Annotated in this window: 14 protein-coding genes and 1 tRNA gene; 10 read left to right on the top strand and 5 right to left on the bottom strand. The window is 47.9% G+C overall.

Features of this window, described 5'->3' with window-relative positions; translation table 11 throughout:
- Positions 1 to 54 precede the first annotated feature (54 nt).
- The gene (locus tag Q0277_RS05845) at positions 55 to 618 is read right to left on the bottom strand and encodes a LemA family protein (RefSeq protein WP_297996429.1); all 564 of its coding nucleotides are present in this window, start codon (positions 616 to 618) and stop codon (positions 55 to 57) included.
- Positions 619 to 687: 69 nt separating this feature from the next.
- Here Q0277_RS05845 and Q0277_RS05840 point away from each other — a divergent pair.
- A tRNA-Met gene (locus tag Q0277_RS05840) sits at positions 688 to 764 on the top strand.
- A 350-nt stretch (positions 765 to 1,114) separates the two neighbouring features.
- On the top strand, positions 1,115 to 1,828 hold the full coding sequence (locus Q0277_RS05835) for a rhodanese-like domain-containing protein (protein ID WP_297996427.1): 714 nt from the start codon (positions 1,115 to 1,117) through the stop codon (positions 1,826 to 1,828).
- 611 nt (positions 1,829 to 2,439) lie between these two features.
- Here the strand turns inward: Q0277_RS05835 and Q0277_RS05830 are convergent.
- The 4 genes from Q0277_RS05830 to folE all read right to left on the bottom strand — a co-directional run bounded on the left by Q0277_RS05830 (position 2,440) and on the right by folE (position 6,541).
- Positions 2,440 to 3,228: a transporter substrate-binding domain-containing protein gene (locus Q0277_RS05830; RefSeq protein ID WP_297996425.1), complete on the bottom strand. Its 789-nt coding sequence runs from the start codon at positions 3,226 to 3,228 to the stop codon at positions 2,440 to 2,442.
- 412 nt (positions 3,229 to 3,640) lie between these two features.
- The gene (locus tag Q0277_RS05825; RefSeq protein ID WP_297996424.1) at positions 3,641 to 4,642 is read right to left on the bottom strand and encodes an iron-sulfur cluster assembly scaffold protein; all 1,002 of its coding nucleotides are present in this window, start codon (positions 4,640 to 4,642) and stop codon (positions 3,641 to 3,643) included.
- 3 nt (positions 4,643 to 4,645) lie between these two features.
- Positions 4,646 to 5,845 (bottom strand): NifS family cysteine desulfurase, encoded by a 1,200-nt coding sequence (locus Q0277_RS05820; RefSeq protein WP_297996422.1) that lies wholly within the window; start codon positions 5,843 to 5,845, stop codon positions 4,646 to 4,648.
- A 111-nt stretch (positions 5,846 to 5,956) separates the two neighbouring features.
- The gene (folE, locus tag Q0277_RS05815; protein ID WP_297996420.1) at positions 5,957 to 6,541 is read right to left on the bottom strand and encodes a GTP cyclohydrolase I FolE; all 585 of its coding nucleotides are present in this window, start codon (positions 6,539 to 6,541) and stop codon (positions 5,957 to 5,959) included.
- 187 nt (positions 6,542 to 6,728) lie between these two features.
- On the opposite strand from folE, the gene Q0277_RS05810 reads away from it, so the two are divergent.
- The 8 genes from Q0277_RS05810 to Q0277_RS05775 all read left to right on the top strand — a co-directional run bounded on the left by Q0277_RS05810 (position 6,729) and on the right by Q0277_RS05775 (position 16,363).
- Positions 6,729 to 8,879: a TonB-dependent receptor gene (locus tag Q0277_RS05810; protein ID WP_297996418.1), complete on the top strand. Its 2,151-nt coding sequence runs from the start codon at positions 6,729 to 6,731 to the stop codon at positions 8,877 to 8,879.
- A gap of 156 nt (positions 8,880 to 9,035) precedes the next feature.
- Positions 9,036 to 10,349 (top strand): trigger factor, encoded by a 1,314-nt coding sequence (gene tig / locus Q0277_RS05805; RefSeq protein WP_297996416.1) that lies wholly within the window; start codon positions 9,036 to 9,038, stop codon positions 10,347 to 10,349.
- A complete protein-coding gene (gene clpP / locus Q0277_RS05800) occupies positions 10,350 to 10,934 on the top strand; it encodes an ATP-dependent Clp endopeptidase proteolytic subunit ClpP (RefSeq protein ID WP_297996414.1) in 585 nt (194 codons plus the stop codon). It abuts the gene before it with no gap.
- On the top strand, positions 10,935 to 11,453 hold the full coding sequence (gene def / locus Q0277_RS05795) for a peptide deformylase (protein WP_297996412.1): 519 nt from the start codon (positions 10,935 to 10,937) through the stop codon (positions 11,451 to 11,453).
- Positions 11,450 to 12,967 carry a YifB family Mg chelatase-like AAA ATPase gene (locus tag Q0277_RS05790; protein ID WP_297996410.1) on the top strand — a complete coding sequence of 506 codons (1,518 nt, stop codon included), beginning with the start codon at positions 11,450 to 11,452 and terminating at the stop codon, positions 12,965 to 12,967. The genes def and Q0277_RS05790 overlap by 4 nt, the downstream gene beginning before the upstream one ends.
- Positions 12,964 to 14,625 carry an NAD(P)H-hydrate dehydratase gene (locus Q0277_RS05785; RefSeq protein WP_297996408.1) on the top strand — a complete coding sequence of 554 codons (1,662 nt, stop codon included), beginning with the start codon at positions 12,964 to 12,966 and terminating at the stop codon, positions 14,623 to 14,625. The genes Q0277_RS05790 and Q0277_RS05785 overlap by 4 nt, the downstream gene beginning before the upstream one ends.
- Positions 14,616 to 15,194 carry a phosphoribosylglycinamide formyltransferase gene (gene purN / locus Q0277_RS05780; protein ID WP_297996407.1) on the top strand — a complete coding sequence of 193 codons (579 nt, stop codon included), beginning with the start codon at positions 14,616 to 14,618 and terminating at the stop codon, positions 15,192 to 15,194. The genes Q0277_RS05785 and purN overlap by 10 nt, the downstream gene beginning before the upstream one ends.
- 128 nt (positions 15,195 to 15,322) lie before the next feature.
- Positions 15,323 to 16,363 carry a DUF3137 domain-containing protein gene (locus tag Q0277_RS05775; protein WP_297996405.1) on the top strand — a complete coding sequence of 347 codons (1,041 nt, stop codon included), beginning with the start codon at positions 15,323 to 15,325 and terminating at the stop codon, positions 16,361 to 16,363.
- Positions 16,364 to 16,819 lie beyond the last annotated feature (456 nt).

Genomic DNA, 16,819 nt, shown 5'->3' with positions numbered 1-16,819 from the left:
CGTTATTTGCGATAAAATTTTAAAATTTCATCGCAAATTTTCTATGTCTCGCGCCTATTTTTTAAAAAGTTCAGATACGTTTGGTGCTTGCTTTTCTTGCTCGCTAGCGGCGAAAAATTCCGCTTTAGCGAAGTTGAAAACGCTAGCGATGATGTTAGTAGGAAACATCTCGCAGGCGTTGTTATAGACCGTAACGGCGCCGTTATAAGCGCGGCGTGCGGCGCTGATCTGCTCCTCGCACTCACCTAACGCGTTTTGTAGCTTGGCAAACGATTCGTTAGCCTTGAGGTTCGGATACGCCTCTACCGCAATGCGGATCTGCCCCAAAAGAGCCGAAATTTCGCTATTTAGCTTAAATTTATCCGCGTTAGAAGCCGCGTTGATCGCTTGCGAGCGAAGTTCGCTAACGCGCGTTAGCACGGCGTTTTCATGGCTCATATATTCGCGCGTGGCGCTAACTAAATTTGGGATGAGGTCGTAGCGCTTTTTAAGCTGCGTATCAACGGTAGAGGCGATATTTCGCACCTGATTGCGCTTGGCGATGAACGAGTTATAAACGCCCACTAACGCCAAAACTAACAAAACTATGACGACTAATAAAACCAAAGCCGCATTCATTTTCTCTCCTTTTAAAGTGTTTCAATTAAAAATAAGAATATTTAGCTATACTGCCGTTTCTTTATTCGTGTCAAGGTAGCTCAGCTGGTTAGAGCGCTGGTCTCATAAGCCGGAGGTCGAGAGTTCAAGTCTCTCTCTTGACACCATCTTTAATTCCTTTAAGAGCCGCAATAGCGCCCCGAAAAGTTTGGGATTATATCTTACTTATACTTGAAAAATAATGAAAATTGGCAAAAGTATAAAATTTACCTTCGGGCAAATGTGAGTTTTTTTGAATTTGTTGCTCCGTCTCTAAAAGATAAATTTACGCAAAGTATCTTTACCTACGAGCCTTTAAGATATTTTGGCAAAAGTTTTTTATTCGAGTCTCTTTCGCGTTTTCACATCGGTAATCCGTATCAGCATAACCTATCACATTCCGCGCAGATTCACACTATTTAGCTAAATTTTTTGATATAATCCCCCCGCTTTAAAAGCTAAAATTCAAAGGAAACATATGAAATTTATTTCTCACAAAATTTTAAAAAGCGCGGTTTTGCTGGCTGCATTGGGATCTTTTGCGACTTGCGGCGCCGAGACGCAGCAGCCTAGCGGCTACTCTATAAGCGGCGCAGCGCTATCGGCGATAGAGGAGGACAATAGAGCGAAAGAAAATTATCTGGTCATTGACGTCAGAAGCGCGGACGAGTACGCCGCAGGCCACATAAAGCACGCGATCAACATCCCGCTTGGAGAGCTTGAAAGCAGGCTGGATGAGATAAACGCCTACAAGGATAAAAACGTCGTGCTTTATTGCAATACGGGCAACCGCAGCGGCAAAGCGCTTGATCTGCTTAAACAAAAAGGCTTCAGTGTGCTTATGAACGCGCCTGGCGTGAAGCAGTACGACTACGAGCTGTATAAGGTCGGCAGCATAAACGCGGAGAGGTTTTTAAAAATAGCAAATGAGCCGAACGTGCTGATCATCGACGCTAGGCAGAAGCAAGACTACGACGCGGGGCATATGAAAGGCGCGATAAATATCCCGTACGGCGAGCCTTTAGAAAACTACAAGGACGTGCTTGAGGCCAACAAAGACAAAAGGATAATCACGCACTGCTACAGCGGCAACCGCAGCGCCAAGCTCGCCAAAGCCCTAAACGAGCGAGGCTACAACGTCACAAATCTACTTGACGGCACGAAAGAGTATAATTACGAACTGGTGAAGTAAATCGAGATTGGCTCTTGGGGTAAAATTTTTACGACCATTTTTTGTATTCGCCGCGTCTTTGTAATATGCAGCTTCGCGGCACTCGATAAGACAGATACCACTAAATTTGAAATTATTTGCTCCGCCTGCTCATTTAGCGTGCACTTTGCATAGGATTCGCCTTTGACACAAAGCGAAATTTTGGCTCCCCATACCGAGGCGGCAATAGCGCTTGGGAGTTTAACTCCTTTTAGAGGAATTTTTAAAATTTAAATCATAAAGTTGTAGCAGAAAAGCAAGTATTTAGAGCTAAAAAATAGAATTTTACAAGCTAGCGCGAGTTTTACGGAACGTAAAATTAAAACGAGCTCTATAAAAGTTGCGTAAATTTTAAATGCAACCTAATCGCTTAAAAATTTTACTTCCGAAAATGGAATTTCGCGCTAGTGGTGCGCGCGTTTTAAATAGCCTCACCAATTTCGATAAAATTTGCGCTTTAGGAGAGAGGCAAGTAAAATCAAGACCGAATTCTAAAAGCAAATTAAGCCCGCAACGTGTTTCTCGTTCCATCATTACAATGAACTGAATTTTACGCGGGAATCAAGCGCACGAATTAAATTCTGCACGAAATTTTATTCAACCAAGAATTCCTTCTTATCGATCGTGCCATGATAAAAAATCCCGAGCGTATCATCAAAGGTCTTATCCAAAAATCCATCTTTTTTTAGTCCTGCTAAAGATGTATTGATTAGCTCTAGCAGCGCATTATTGCCCTTCTGCACGGCGATTGCGTTGTAAGTTTGCTTACCTAGACCATCCAAAGCAACCTGCGTTTTATTATCGATGATTGCGTATGCGTGCAGGATTAGGTTATCATCGACATGCACGGCATTTTTCGCCCTTTTGAAAGCGCGGTAGCATTTAGCCGAGCTGGCGCAGAAATTCAAATTCTTTCTGAAGCCCGCTTTGCGTAAGAAATTGTGAATAGGAGAGTGTTTGATGACGAAAATCCTCTTTTTGCGGAGTTGATCGAAGCTCGTGATATTTTCGTCTTTTTTGGCTAGCACACCTACCTGCACCTTAAAATAAGGCTCTGAAAAATCCACCTTCTTAGCTCGCGCGGGCGTCGGAGTGAAGGTCGCAATCACCATATCCGCTTCATTGCGCTGTAAAGCGCTAATGCGTCTTGAAGCCGTGATCGGGATAAATTTTACCTTGCCAGGATTATCGCCGAAAATCTCCTTACCGAGCTTTTCGCCAAGAGCAATCTCAAATCCCCTATATTTGCCGTCTACGAGCGCACTAAACGGCGGCTGATCGTTATATACACCTATGCGAACGAGCCTATCCTTTTTGATCTGATCCAAAGAATTTGCAGATAGAAAACCAAGTAGTAGAGCCGCCAAAACAAATACTTTCATTTGCTCCCCTTTTAGTTGAAATAAGGCGCAATTATAATAAAAAGAAATTATAGCCAGCTAAAATTCTGCGATTTATGGCGCATTTTCATCGAAATTTATGAAAAGATGAAATTTACGGAGAAAATTCTATGCCTGGTTTACAAACGAAATCTCATAAAAAACTTACACGGGCGAAATAAGAAGCTTTTAATTAAATTTATAGACAAAATTTTATAGATGAATTTCACGCTAGAAAAACCTTAGCTAAATTTGCGATATTTTTAAAAGCAAGCGCCGAAATTCTACGCAGATTTAGCGTCTAATTGCAAATTTAACTAAGGGGCGAAATTTAGCACTGCATCAATTATAAAGAAGCCAAGCTCTTAAAATTTCGTAAAGACCAAGCCAAGATGAAATGTAGCGACCGATAAGCCTAGATCGGCATTACGCGGATGTTTGGGCTAAGGTTTTCTTGCAAGACGTTTTCTATCGCATACAGCGTACCGCTCGCACCGCTGGCGCAGCCGCTACAAGCGCCAAGATAACGGATATATATGTCCGTTTTGCCGTCGTCTGCAGGCCTGATGTCGATGACGTCGAGATTACCGCCATCCATCTGGAGCATCGGGCGGATATCCTCGTCAAGCACCCCTTCGACCGCTTTAAATTTACCGATCAAATTTAGCTGCTCAAAGCTCATCTCCGCTCCCGCTTTCGCGCTAGTAGCGGCACTCGCCTCGGCTTGAGCTTGAAGCCTCTCTCGCTCCATCTCCTCTCTGGTTTGCTTTAAAATATCGACCAAATAGTAATCCTTCTCCTCGTGTCCGCCCGGGCGCACGCAGGATTTGCAAAACGCACCTGCTTTGGTGTATTGCGTGATCTCCTCGACAGTATGGAGGTCGTTTAGACGAATCACCTCTTTGATCGTGCCGAGGCTTACGCGCGCACAGTCGCACACGATGATCTCATCCTCAAAATGCGCGGGATCGACCCCCTTATATTTCGCAGCAGCCTGCTTGATGACGTCGTACGCCATGACCGAGCAGTGCATCTTTTGCGGCGGTACGGCTGGCTCGTCCGGGTTGTCGCGCATCGCATGCTCTACGTCTAAATTTGTAATCTTTACCGCTTGATCGACGGTCTTTCCGATACAAAGCTCAGCCATTGTATCCGAACTCGCAATCGCCGTGCCGCAGCCGAAACTTTTAAATTTAGCGTCTAAAATTCTATCAGTCTTAGGATCTATCAGCCAGTACAGCCGCACCGCATCGCCGCAGCTCTCGGCGCCGAAGTCTGCGACCACTAGCTTACCACCTCTAGCCTTCGCTTCCTCCTCGGTGATCTCGCCCATATAGCGAGGATTATTCATACGCTCCTGCACTTTTTGCGAGTATTGCTCCCAGATTGAGCCGTTTATCAAACTATTTTTTGCCATTTTTTATCCTTTATTTTTCTCATAACCTTGCGGTGCGTAAGCAAACGTGCTTGAAATCCCGCGCAGACGAGCGATAGCTTTACCAATATGTTCGATCGCGTAATCGATCTCCGCCTCCGTCGTAAAGCGCGACAGTGAAAGCCTTAGCGCCGTATGCGCTAGCTCCTTATCCGCGCCTATCGCTTCCATTATCGGGTTATTCTCGAGCGCCTCGCTCGCGCACGCAGAGCCCGTAGAAGCGGCGATGCCGGCTTTATTTAGATCCCACAGCATCGCCTCTCCCTCGACGCCTTGGATTGAGGCAAGGATGGTGTTTGGCACGCGAATGCTACGGTCGCCCACGACGCTAACGTTTGGAATTTGCAAAAGCGCGTCCTCCAGCTTATCGCGCAGTCTGCTTACCTGAGTGCGCTCAAAATCCATAAATTTATTCGCTAGTTCTAAAGCTTTGCCGAGCCCCACGATGCCAGAAACGTTTAGCGTGCCGCTACGGCGCCCACCCATCTGTTCGCCGCCGTGAAATAGGCTCGTAAGCGGCTTGCTATCTTTGATATAAAGCGCTCCGACGCCCTTTGGAGCATGAAATTTATGCCCGGAAAGGCTTAAAAAATCCACGTCCGCATCGCGCACGTTTACCTTTATCTTGCCTATCGCTTGCACCGCGTCGGCATGATATAGCGCGCCATGCTCGTGTGCGATTTGTGCGATTTTTTTTACGGGGAAGATCGTGCCGGTTTCGTTATTTGCCCACATCACGCTAACAAGCGCGGTTTTATCGTTGATCTTTTCGCTAAGCTCGTCAAGATCGATTAGTCCGTCTTTATCGACGCCGAGGCGGGTGATCTTTACGCCGCAAATTTTTTCTAAAAAAGCACAGGTCGCGCCGATTGCGGGGTGCTCGACGGAGCTTATGACGATATTATCCTTCTCGCCGGTTAGAATTTTATCGTAGTAAATTCCTTTTAAAACCCAGTTATTGCTCTCGGTCGCACAGCTCGTGATGACGATATCGTCCGCATCCGCAGCGCCTAGTCCCGCATAGAGCCTATCCATCGCAGTTCTTAACGCGGGGTGAGTCTCGCTGCCGAAGCTGTGAAGGGAGTTTGGATTGCCGTATTTATCGCAAAAAAACGGCTTCATCTCCTCAAAAACTTCGGGATCGACCATCGTAGTGGCGTTATTATCTAAATAAACGCGCTGCATAAAATTCCTTTCTAAAATTTGTCTGAAATTTAATCAGACAATTTCGCTCTTTTATCAATTTCGCACGATAATATAACATAATTGCTAAATTTTTCTTTAACGCTTGCCGTTTTAAAAACCAAAAGTTTTTGGAGAATTTATTAGATCGAAAAATTCCTTACGCGTATCGTTTCGGCTGATAAAAAGTCCCCTAAGCGCCGACGTAGTCGTAGTCGAGTTGATCTTTTGCACGCCGCGCATCTCCATGCACATGTGCCGCGCCTGCAGCACCACGCCCACGCCGAGCGGATGGATCACCTCTTGGATTGCGCTTGCGATCTGCTCGGTAAGCTGCTCTTGGATCTGCAGCCTGCGCGCAAAAATATTTACCATACGCGGAATTTTGCTAAGCCCCACGACCTTTTTATTCGGGATATACGCGACATGCGCGCGCCCGATGATAGGCAGCAGATGATGCTCGCAGAGACTATAAAATTCTATATCTTTTATCAAAACCATCTCGTTGTTGCTGCTCTCAAACAGCGCGTCGTTTAAAATTTCTTTTGGATCCAGCTCGTAGCCGCTAGTTAGAAACTCATAGGCTTTAGCCACGCGCTCGGGCGTCTTTACGAGTCCGTCGCGCTTCGGATCCTCGCCTAAAATTTCAAGCATCTGCGACACGCAGTTTTCAAATTTTATTCGGCTTTTTTCGTCCATTTTTAGCAATTCCTTAAAGATCGATGCGCGATATTACTCAAAAACGCCTTTTATAACGCTGATAAATTTTAAAATTCCGCGCGAAATTTTATCAATCTCATTATGTTAATGATAATATATTTAAATTTAAGAAATTTTTGTTTAAAATCCGCCGTTTCGATAAGCTTTATCTACAAGGAGTTCGGTAATGAAATTTAAGATGAGCTTTGGCGCGGCTTTGGCGCTTTTTTCCTTTGCTTGCGCCGAACAAAACGCCGCAGCAAACTTCGCCTCGGGCGAAAACCTAGGCGATATCGAGGTCGTAGAATGGGCGAATAACGACGACGGCTACCGCGCCGTACGCAGCGAGATCGGCAAGACGACTAAGAGAATTTTAGAAATTCCGCAAACCGTAAATGTCGTAACGCAGCAGCATCTAAAGGACAAAAAGCCAGAAACCTTAGCGGAATCGCTGCAAAACGTAAGCGGCATAAGCTATGCAAATACGACGGGAAATATTTTTGATGCGATCATCAAGCGTGGCTTCGGCGAGGGTCGCGACGGCTCGATTATGCGCAACGGCGTACCGGGCGCCGTGATGCACAATTTCAATAAAACCATTCAAAGCGTCGAGGTTTTAAAAGGGCCCGCGAGCATGCTCTACGGTGCCCAGCAACCGGGCGGCGTCATAAACATGGTAACCAAAAAGCCGCAGTATGAGTTTATAAATGAAATTTGGGGCGGGCTGGGCAATCGCAACTATTGGGACGCGGGATTTGATACTACAGGGCCGATTGCAGATAGCGGCTTTGCGTATAGATTTATATTCGATTACTACGCGAAGGATTATTGGCGAAATTTCGGCGGTATAAAAAACACGCTCTTTGCGCCGTCACTTGCGTATCAAGGAGACGATTATTCGATAAGCTTAGGCTACACCCATAGCCGCTCTACCGATCCGGTGGATCGCGGCGCGTTTTTGGTGCCGAGTACGGGTAAAATTTACGGCAGCGGCAAAGTCCGCTTCGATGAGCCGGTAAATAAACTACAAAGCAAGCTCGATACGGTTGATTTCGGCTTTGAGAAGGAATTTAGCGAGGATTGGATATTAAAAGGCGCCTACGCTTTCTCGCGCAGCAAGCACGAATACGGCTACGTCCGTCCGAACAATCCATTCACGCCCCAAGGCCTTACCGGCACGACGCGATCGTATAACTACTACGATAATTTCATACACCGCACGCACGCAGCAAGCATCACGCTAAACGGCAAATTTGAAACGGGCCCGCTTAAACACGACGTTCTTTTCGGCACGGATTACAAAAACTACTACAGATACCGTCCGGGCGCGCTAAAAGGCACCGCAGGACGCATCAATATGCTTACCGGGCAGACCGCTTCGGGCGCCGTCTTAACGAACAATAGAGAGCCAAAAATACAATATCAAAAGCTAAGAACGATCGGGCTTTACACGCAAGATAATATAAATTTGACTGACGAGTTAATACTTTCTTTGGGCGTGCGTAGGGAATTTTACGATCAAGTAGCCAAACAAAGCTGGCAAGGACCGAACAACACCGATCAGAAAAAGGCTGCTACGACCTATCAGGGCGGGCTTTTGTACCTGTTAAGCCCGCAGTGGTCAGTATATACTAACTACGCGCAAAGCTTCACGCCGCAGATGTCCATAGGCGAGGCGATAGGCGGCGATCTAAAGCCGGAGGAAGGCAAATCCGTGGAGCTCGGCACTAAATTTCAAAACGATCGAGTCACTGCGGGTGCGGCGGTGTTTAATATCGATAAAAGAAACATCCTGCGAACGGTAAATAATATAAGTGAGACGATCGGCAAGGCTCGCTCGCGAGGATTTGAACTCGATATAAACGGGCGCGTGACGCAGGGACTTAGCATGTCGGCAAGCTACGCATACACCAAAACGAGGGTGCGCGAGGACGACGGTGCTTTTGCGGTGCTAATCGGCAAACCGCTGGAAGCGACGCCGAAGCACCAAGCAAGTCTATTTGCCAACTACGATTTTGCGCATCTAGGCGCAAAGGGGCTTAGGCTTGGCGGCGGCGCGCGATACTTCGGCTCGTGGTACACCTACTATATGCGCACGAACCTACCGAGCGTGCCCGCAGGAACGGCGTTTAAGCTGCCTCATGCCGTAGTTTATGACGCCTTCGTGAGCTACGATACTAAAATTTTGGGCTATGATACGAATTTTTCGTTCAACGTCAAAAATTTGACCGACAAAAAATACTATACCTCATCCTCGACCGGCACGACTACGAGCGTGATACCTATTCAAATGGGCTACGCGCGGCAGTTTATGTTTAACGTATCGGTAAAATTTTAGCCTTAGTCCCGCTTTAAATTTCAAGGCGGGCTCTTAAAATTTTAAAATTTAAAAGCCGCGAGCCGCTTAGGCTCGGTAAATTTTAGGAATTTATACTTTAAATAAGAAATTTTTTGATATATTACGAGCTATTTTTAAATTTTTTAAAGGAATTTTATGGAAGTAAAAGCAAAAATGAAAGACGCCGCGAATGCGGTCGCTGCGAGCAAGATCGAAGCAAAGCAGATCGCAGCCAAAGTAGAAGAGCTAGCCAAAAAGGCCTCCAAGCAGCTAAGGATCGACGGATTCAGACAGGGCAAAGTGCCTACCGCAGTGGTTTTGAAGCGATACGGCAAACAGCTTGAGGGCGATGCAAAGCAGGAGCTTCTTAAAAATATGATCGACGAGTCTCTTAAAATTTTAAAGAAAAAACAAGATGAAATTTTATCCGAGCCGGTCTTTTCTAAATTTGATGAAAAAGAAGGCGATATCGACGTGGAGATCGAAATTTCTTTCAGACCGGAGGTTAGCGTCGAGGGATACGAGGAGCTGATCCCTAAATTTAGCAGTCCGCGCGTTACTCAAAAAGAGATCGACGAGAAAGTGGCGGAATTTTTGCAGATGATCGCGCCGCTTTCTAAAACCAACAAAAAAATTCTAGCCAAAGACGATTTTGCGAAATTCGACTTCGAAGGCTTCGTAGACGGCAAGCCATTCGACGGCGGCAAGGCGCAGGACTACGTCCTTCAGATCGGCTCAAATCAATTCATCCCGGGCTTTGAAGACGGTATGATCGGACTTAGAGTGGGCGAGGAGCGCGACGTAGCGGTTAAATTTCCGCAAGATTACGGCGCGAAAAACTTAGCCGGCAAGGACGCGATCTTTAAAGTCAAGCTTCATGAAATTCAAGCTAAAAAACCCGCCAAAGAGCTCGGCGAGGAGGAGCTAAAGCAAGCGCTTCCAGGCGAGAAAGAGCCGAGCAAGGAGAAATTTGAAGCGCGCATCAAAGAGCGCATCAAAAACGATAAGCTTCAAAAGCTGATAAACGAGGATCTAAAGCCTAAATTTGCCGACGCGCTCGCCGAGAAATTTAACTTCGCGCTTCCAAAAGCGATCGTCGAGCAGGAGATTAATTTGCAGTTTAACAACGCCTGGAGCGGCTTTTCAAAAGAGCAGATCGAGGAATTTAAAAACAACAAAGACGCCCTGGATAAAAAGCGCGAAGAGTTTAGAAAGGCTGCCGAAAACAGCGTCAAGCTTACATTCCTAATCGACGAGCTAGCCAAAAAACGCAATATCGACGTGAGCGATCAGGAGCTCGTTCAGGCGGTCTATATGGAAGCCTACACCTACGGCGCCGATCCGAAAGAGCATCTAAATAGATACCGCAACAACGGCATGCTGCCGGCCGTCAAAATGGCGCTGATCGAGGAGAAGCTATTCAACGATATTTTCTCCAAACAGGGCAAAAAAGAAGAGAAGGGCGAATAGATGGTGATTCCTTACGTTATCGAACAAACTAGTCGCGGAGAGCGCAGCTACGACATCTACTCGAGACTGCTAAAAGATCGTATCGTAATGCTTAGCGGCGAGATCGACGACGCAGTGGCAAGCTCGATCGTCGCACAGCTTCTGTTTTTGGAAGCGGAGGATCCGGATAAGGATATCTATCTATACATCAACTCCCCTGGCGGCGTGGTTACGAGCGGATTTAGCATTTATGACACGATGAATTACATCAAACCCGACGTAAGCACGATCTGCATCGGTCAAGCGGCGTCGATGGGAGCGTTTTTGCTAAGCTGCGGAACCAAAGGCAAACGTTACGCGCTTCCAAACTCTCGCATAATGATCCACCAGCCACTCGGCGGCGCGCAAGGCCAGGCTACCGACATCGAGATTCAAGCCAAAGAAATTTTACGAATGAAAGAAATTTTAAATAACATCCTTTCGCAAAATTCCGGCAAAGATCTCGCGCAGGTCGAAAAGGATACCGATCGCGACTTTTTCATGAGCGCCGAGGATGCCGTGCAATACGGCTTGATCGATCAAGTACTTCAAAAGAGCTTTAAATAGATGATCCTGGACGTCCTTACCTATCCGAATAAAAAGCTTTATCAAAAATCGACCGAGGTCGTTAAATTCGACGCGGCGCTGGGCGAGCTTTTAGACGATATGTATGAGACGATGATCGCAAAAAACGGCATAGGCCTTGCCGCCATCCAGGTAGGCAGACCCGTGCGCGCTTTGATCATAAATTTAGCCAATGAGGAAAAAATCCAAGACAAAAAGGACCTTATCGAGATCATCAATCCGCAAATTTTAAAAAAGGAAGGCGAGGTCGTTTACCAGGAGGGCTGCCTGTCGGTGCCCGGCTTTTATGAGGACGTCACACGCGCCGAGTTTATTACGGTGCAGTTTCAAGACCGCGCCGGCAATACCCACGAAATGGACGCTAGCGAGCTGCTAGCCGTCTGTATCCAGCACGAGATGGATCACCTTGACGGGCATCTTTTCATCGAGCGTATCGGATACAATAAACGCAAAAAATTTGATAAAGAATTCAAAAAAAGCCTAAAAGAAAAATCGAAATGAAATCCCTAAAATGCGCTGCCTTCACGGATGCTCTGATCCCCGTAGAGGTTGAATCGACATTCGTGCGGGGACTGCCGGGATTTAATATCGTTGGCCTTGCGGGAGCTACGATAAAAGAGAGCGAAAGCCGCGTAAAAGCTGCGCTTGTGAGCCTAAATTTTAAATTTCCCGCATCCAAAATCATCATAAATCTCTCCCCCTCCGATACGCCCAAAAACGGCTCGCACTTCGATCTTGCGATCGCGCTTCTAATCGCGCTGCAAAAAGAGCGCATCGACGGCGATTTCTTCGTCTTCGGCGAGCTCGGTTTAGACGGCAGCCTAAAGAGCACGGCGAGTCTCTTTTCGATTCTGCTTTTTTTAAGCACGAAGGTGAGACGCGCTAAAATTTTGGTACCGCAAAGTATTGCGCTAAAGGCCTGCACGATCCCAAACTACGACGTGTATGCAGTGGATAGCCTAAGCGACGCGGTCAGATTTTTTTTAGACGAGGAATTCGCCGCAAGCAGGCTCATGCGAGAAACCCATCCGCTTTTTAAAAACGTCGTGGAAATTGACGGGCAAATTTACGTCCCCAACCGCGATTTTTCGCTTGATTTTAAAGACGTCAAAGGGCAAAAACGCGCCAAGCGCGCGAGCCTGATCGCTGCGTGCGGCATGCACAATATCCTCTTTGAGGGCAGTCCCGGCTGCGGCAAAAGCATGTGCGCCAAGCGGATAGCCAGAATTCTGCCGCCGCAGAGCCTGGGCGAAGTGCTACTCTCGTGTGCCTACGAGTCGCTAAATAACAAAGACGTCGATTTTAGCGCGCTGCGCCCCTTCCGCTCGCCGCACCACACCAGCACGCGCAGTTCTATTTTCGGCGGCGGCAGTAGCGGCGCAAAGATCGGCGAGGTCGCGCTCGCAAACGGCGGCGAGCTATTTTTCGACGAGCTGCCGCACTTCGGCAAGCAAATTTTAGAAAGCCTGCGCGAGCCGCTGGAGGATAATAGAATTTTGATTTCGCGCGTAAATTCCAAGGTCGAATACCAAACGAAATTTATCTTCGTCGCGGCGCAAAACCCCTGCCCGTGCGGAAATCTATTCTCTAAAAACCTCACCTGCACCTGCTCGCTAAATGACATCAAGCGCTACAAAAACACGATTTCTGCGCCGCTGCTAGATCGCATCGACATATACGTCGCGATGGATGAGACCGGCGCAGACGATAGAAGCGACGTTTGCAGCGAGGAGATGGCAGATGCGGTGCTGCGGGCGTTTCGCGCGCAAAAGGCTCGCGGACAGAGCGAGCTAAACGCAAAGCTACGCGACGAGGAGACCGAAAAATTTTGCGTCTGCGAAAGCGCGGCGCGAGAGGTTTTGCAAACCGCGATCACCCGCTACGATCTTTCGCAACGCGGCGTGAATAAAACGCTAAAACTCGCGCGCACTATCGCCGATCTCGCAGGCGCTGAGATCATCGCCAAGGCGCATATTTTGGAGGCTCTTAGCTTTCGCATAAGGAGCGAAATTTGAAAAAAATTTTCTTTAGCACCGAGGACCTCGATGCGCGAGCGAGCGCAAAATTTGGACTGAGTGAGCAAATTTTAATGGAAAACGCCGCTTGCAGGATCGAGGGCGAGATCAGAAAGCGGCTCAAAAAGGGTTCGCGCATTTTGGCGCTTTGCGGCGGCGGAAATAACGGCGCGGACGCGATGGCGGCGCTGCGAAAGCTAAGCGGCGATTTTAGCTGCACGGCGCTTAGCGTGCTTCAAAACAGAAGCGCGGCAGGTAAATTTCAAGCTGATGCGGCGCGGGCTGCGGGCGTTAGGCTTATCGACATCGCGAGCGCGAAAGACGCTTGCGAGCACGTAAAGGGCGCGTCTAACAAGGATGCCTGCGCGCATGAAAGCGTAGGCGGCTCCTCTTTAAAAGACACTGGCGCGAGCGAGCCGCAGAGCGAGCATGAAAACCTAAGCGGCGCTGACGCTTCGGACGGCGGCGATAAATTACGCGCAAATTTTGAGGACACAAAATTTACGAGCGCTAAATTTGAAACCGTGGAGCACGACGGAGATTTCGGCAAGCCAGGCAACGAATGCGGCAATCCGAGCGACCTGCACGATGAGATTACAAGCGCAGACTGCATAATCGACGGAATTTTCGGCAGCGGTTTAAATAAACCGATAAGCGCTGAAATTTGTGAAATTTTATCTCTCGCAAATAGCGCAAAATCCCTAAAAATCGCAGTCGATATCCCAAGCGGTATCGATAAGAGCGGGCGCATTTTAGGCGGTGCATTTTGCGCGGATCTGACGATCGCGATGGGAGCGCTGAAGCTCGCGCTGTTTTCGGACGGCGCGAAGGATTATGCAGGGCGGATCAAGGTCGCAAATCTTGGAATTTCGCGCTCAAATTTTGAGGAGCGGAGCGAATATTTTCTGCTTCAAAAAAGCGATCTGAAGCTGCCGCTACGCACGAAGCAAAATACCAACAAGGGCGACTTCGGGCACACCTACGTAGTAAGCGGGCAGATGAGCGGAGCGGCGCAGATGGCGGCTCTAGCGGCTCACGCGATCGGCAGCGGGCTCGTTAGCGTCGTTAGTGATGAGCCGTTAAACTTAAGCCCGATTTTGATGCAAAAAAGCTCATTCAATGCCGCGCGGGTCGTGGTTTGCGGCTGTGGCCTTGGAGAGCGGAAGATTGATCTTGCCGCACTACGGGACAAAAGCTGCGTCATCGACGCCGATCTGTGCTATGAGCGTGAAATTTTAAGCTTACTAAACGCCAATTCAAATTTAATCATAACGCCCCATCCAAAGGAGTTTTGCTCGCTTTTAAAGATCGCGGGCATCGCAGATCTTAGCGTGAGCGAGCTGCAAGAGCGGCGCTTTGAGCTTGCGCGGGCGTGGAGCGAAAAATTTAGCGGCGTGCTCGTGCTAAAGGGCGCAAACACTCTCATCGCGCAAGCTGGCGTCATTTATGTCTGCGACAAGGGAAGCGCCGCGCTCGCAAAAGGCGGCAGCGGCGACGTACTCGCAGGGCTCATCGGCGGGCTGCTCGCGCAACATTACTCGCCTCTGCAAGCCTCAATCTGCGGCGTCCTAGCCCACGCACTCGCCGCGCGAGCCTTCGCCAAAAACTCCTACGCACTAAATCCGCTCGATCTCATCGAGGAGGTAAAATGGTTGTGAAAAAGCTCGCCGTGCTTTTTAGCGGTAGCGGCTCAAATTTGGAGGCGATCCTGCAGAAGCTGCACGGCAAAACTTTTGGGGGCACCAAGATCGAAGTCGTGCTAACGCTAAGCAACAAAGCTAACGCAGGCGGTATCGAAAAGGCCGCAAAATTCGGGCTTAAAAGCGTGATCCTAAATCACAAAGATTTTGCTAGCCGCGAGGAATTCGACGCCGCACTCGTGCGCGAGATCGAAAAAAGCGGCGCGGAGCTTACGGTGCTTGCGGGCTTTATGCGGATTCTAACGCCCGTTTTTACGAGCAGGGTTCGCGCAATAAATTTGCACCCGTCGCTACTGCCGCTTTTTAAGGGCGCGCACGCGATAGAGCAGAGCTTTGAGAGCGATATGAAAGTGGGCGGCGTGAGCGTGCACTGGGTCAGCGAGGAGCTCGACGGCGGCGCGATTATCGCTCAGCGCGCGTTTGAAAAGAGCGCGGGAATGAGTCTTGAAGCTTATGAGGCCAAAATCCACGAGATCGAGCATGAGCTATTGCCGCAGGCGATCGTAGAAATTTTATGCCGTAGCTAAATTTTGCGCTAAATTTAAAGAGCGAAATTCCGCGGAATTTTGTAAATTTTAAAATTTAGCCCTTTAAATTTAGGAGCGGATTCAAACCTAAATTTTAAAATTGCTTCGATAAATTTAGAAAGAGAAAGATGACCGCAAACGAACTGGAAAAACTAAGGCTCGGCATCCTAGATGAGGCGGAGCAGCGCAAAGGCACGGCGTTTTCGATAATAGCACTAGCGGTGCTAGCCTCGGCGCTGTGGCTGTTTTTCAATCTTAGAGATCAAAATGCAGCAATGGTTCTCTGCTGGATCATAGTGGTATTTAGCTGCGGTAGCATCTCTTTTAGAGTAGTGAATAAAGATGCAAATATAGTGCGCGTATTTATCTTTTGCACCTTGCTGTGGATGCTTGCCAAAGGCGTAGAAATGTGCGAGAATGATACTTTGCGCTTCGTCATCGCACTCGTAACCATCTGCCTTTCTTTGTTTAATATCGCAGATGCCGCGCTGGAGCGGATCAAATACAACAGATCCAAAAAATTCGTCCGCGCCTTTAAACACCGATATATCGTGCCCTATATCGCGAGCCTAGGCTATCGCTACGAAATTTCAGGCTCGTTTCGGCCGGCGTATCTGCGCGCTAGCGGCCTATTTGTGGACGGCATAAGCTATTTTGATTGCGAAGATAAAATTTCCGGCGTTTATGACGGAGTATTTTTCAGCTTTGCGGATATTTGCGTGACTCATACTGACGAACGACGTAGCAGCAGGGGGATATTTTTATACGCGGAATTTAAAAAGCGCATAAACTCTACGACCGTGATCCTGCCTTCGCTCAGCGCGAGACCAACACTTGGCGGACTTAAGAAGATCGTGATGGATGATAGCGAGTTTAGCTCCACATTTAGCGTATATAGCGCCGATGCGGTGTCTGCAATGTATGCCCTCACACCCGCCTTTATGCGGCGCTTGCTTCGCTTTAGAAGCGGTGCCGGCGGACCGATCAGATTAAGCTTTTCTGGTAGAAAAGTCTATATTTTCATCCGCACGGAATACGATAGTTTCGAGCCTAGCGTAGATCACAGCGTACTTAGCGCAGGTCCTGCGGCGTCTATCAAGCACGAGCTTTTATCCTTTCTATCCATCGTAAAAACTCTGAAATTAAACGAAAATATCTGGCGAGATTAAATTCTAAATTTGACTTTAACTCCGCAAATACGGAAGTCTTGCTCTACCGCGAAATTTTAAAATTTAAAAGTACTCTTCCCGGCTCGGCGCCGCTATGATTTAGAATTTTCGCGACAAGGTCTGTTATATTTGCGGCGGAGAGCGAAGTTTGAAATCTATCGCGATGAAATCCCATGCGGTTTATAAATTTTTGCAGCCCACATAAAGGAATTGAGCAAAGATGGATACTGATATGGCGATGATTGCACCGTACGCTTTCCATAAGGAGATTACCACGCTGCCTATAATCGTGCGTAAACGCTACTCTTTTACCGTCGCGAGCCCGCGTCAAAAAAATTGAGTACCCATCGCGGCAATGATAGAAGAGATAATTTACTCATATTTGCATCGTTCATTTCGCCATCCTAATGCTTTTAAAAATCGACGATTAAAAAGCTCACACAAAAGCCGGCCACA

This window comes from uncultured Campylobacter sp., from assembly GCF_938030815.1.
Lineage (GTDB): Bacteria > Campylobacterota > Campylobacteria > Campylobacterales > Campylobacteraceae > Campylobacter_B.
Note: the sequence above shows the minus strand (reverse complement) of the source record. Positions and strands in the feature narration are given on the sequence as shown.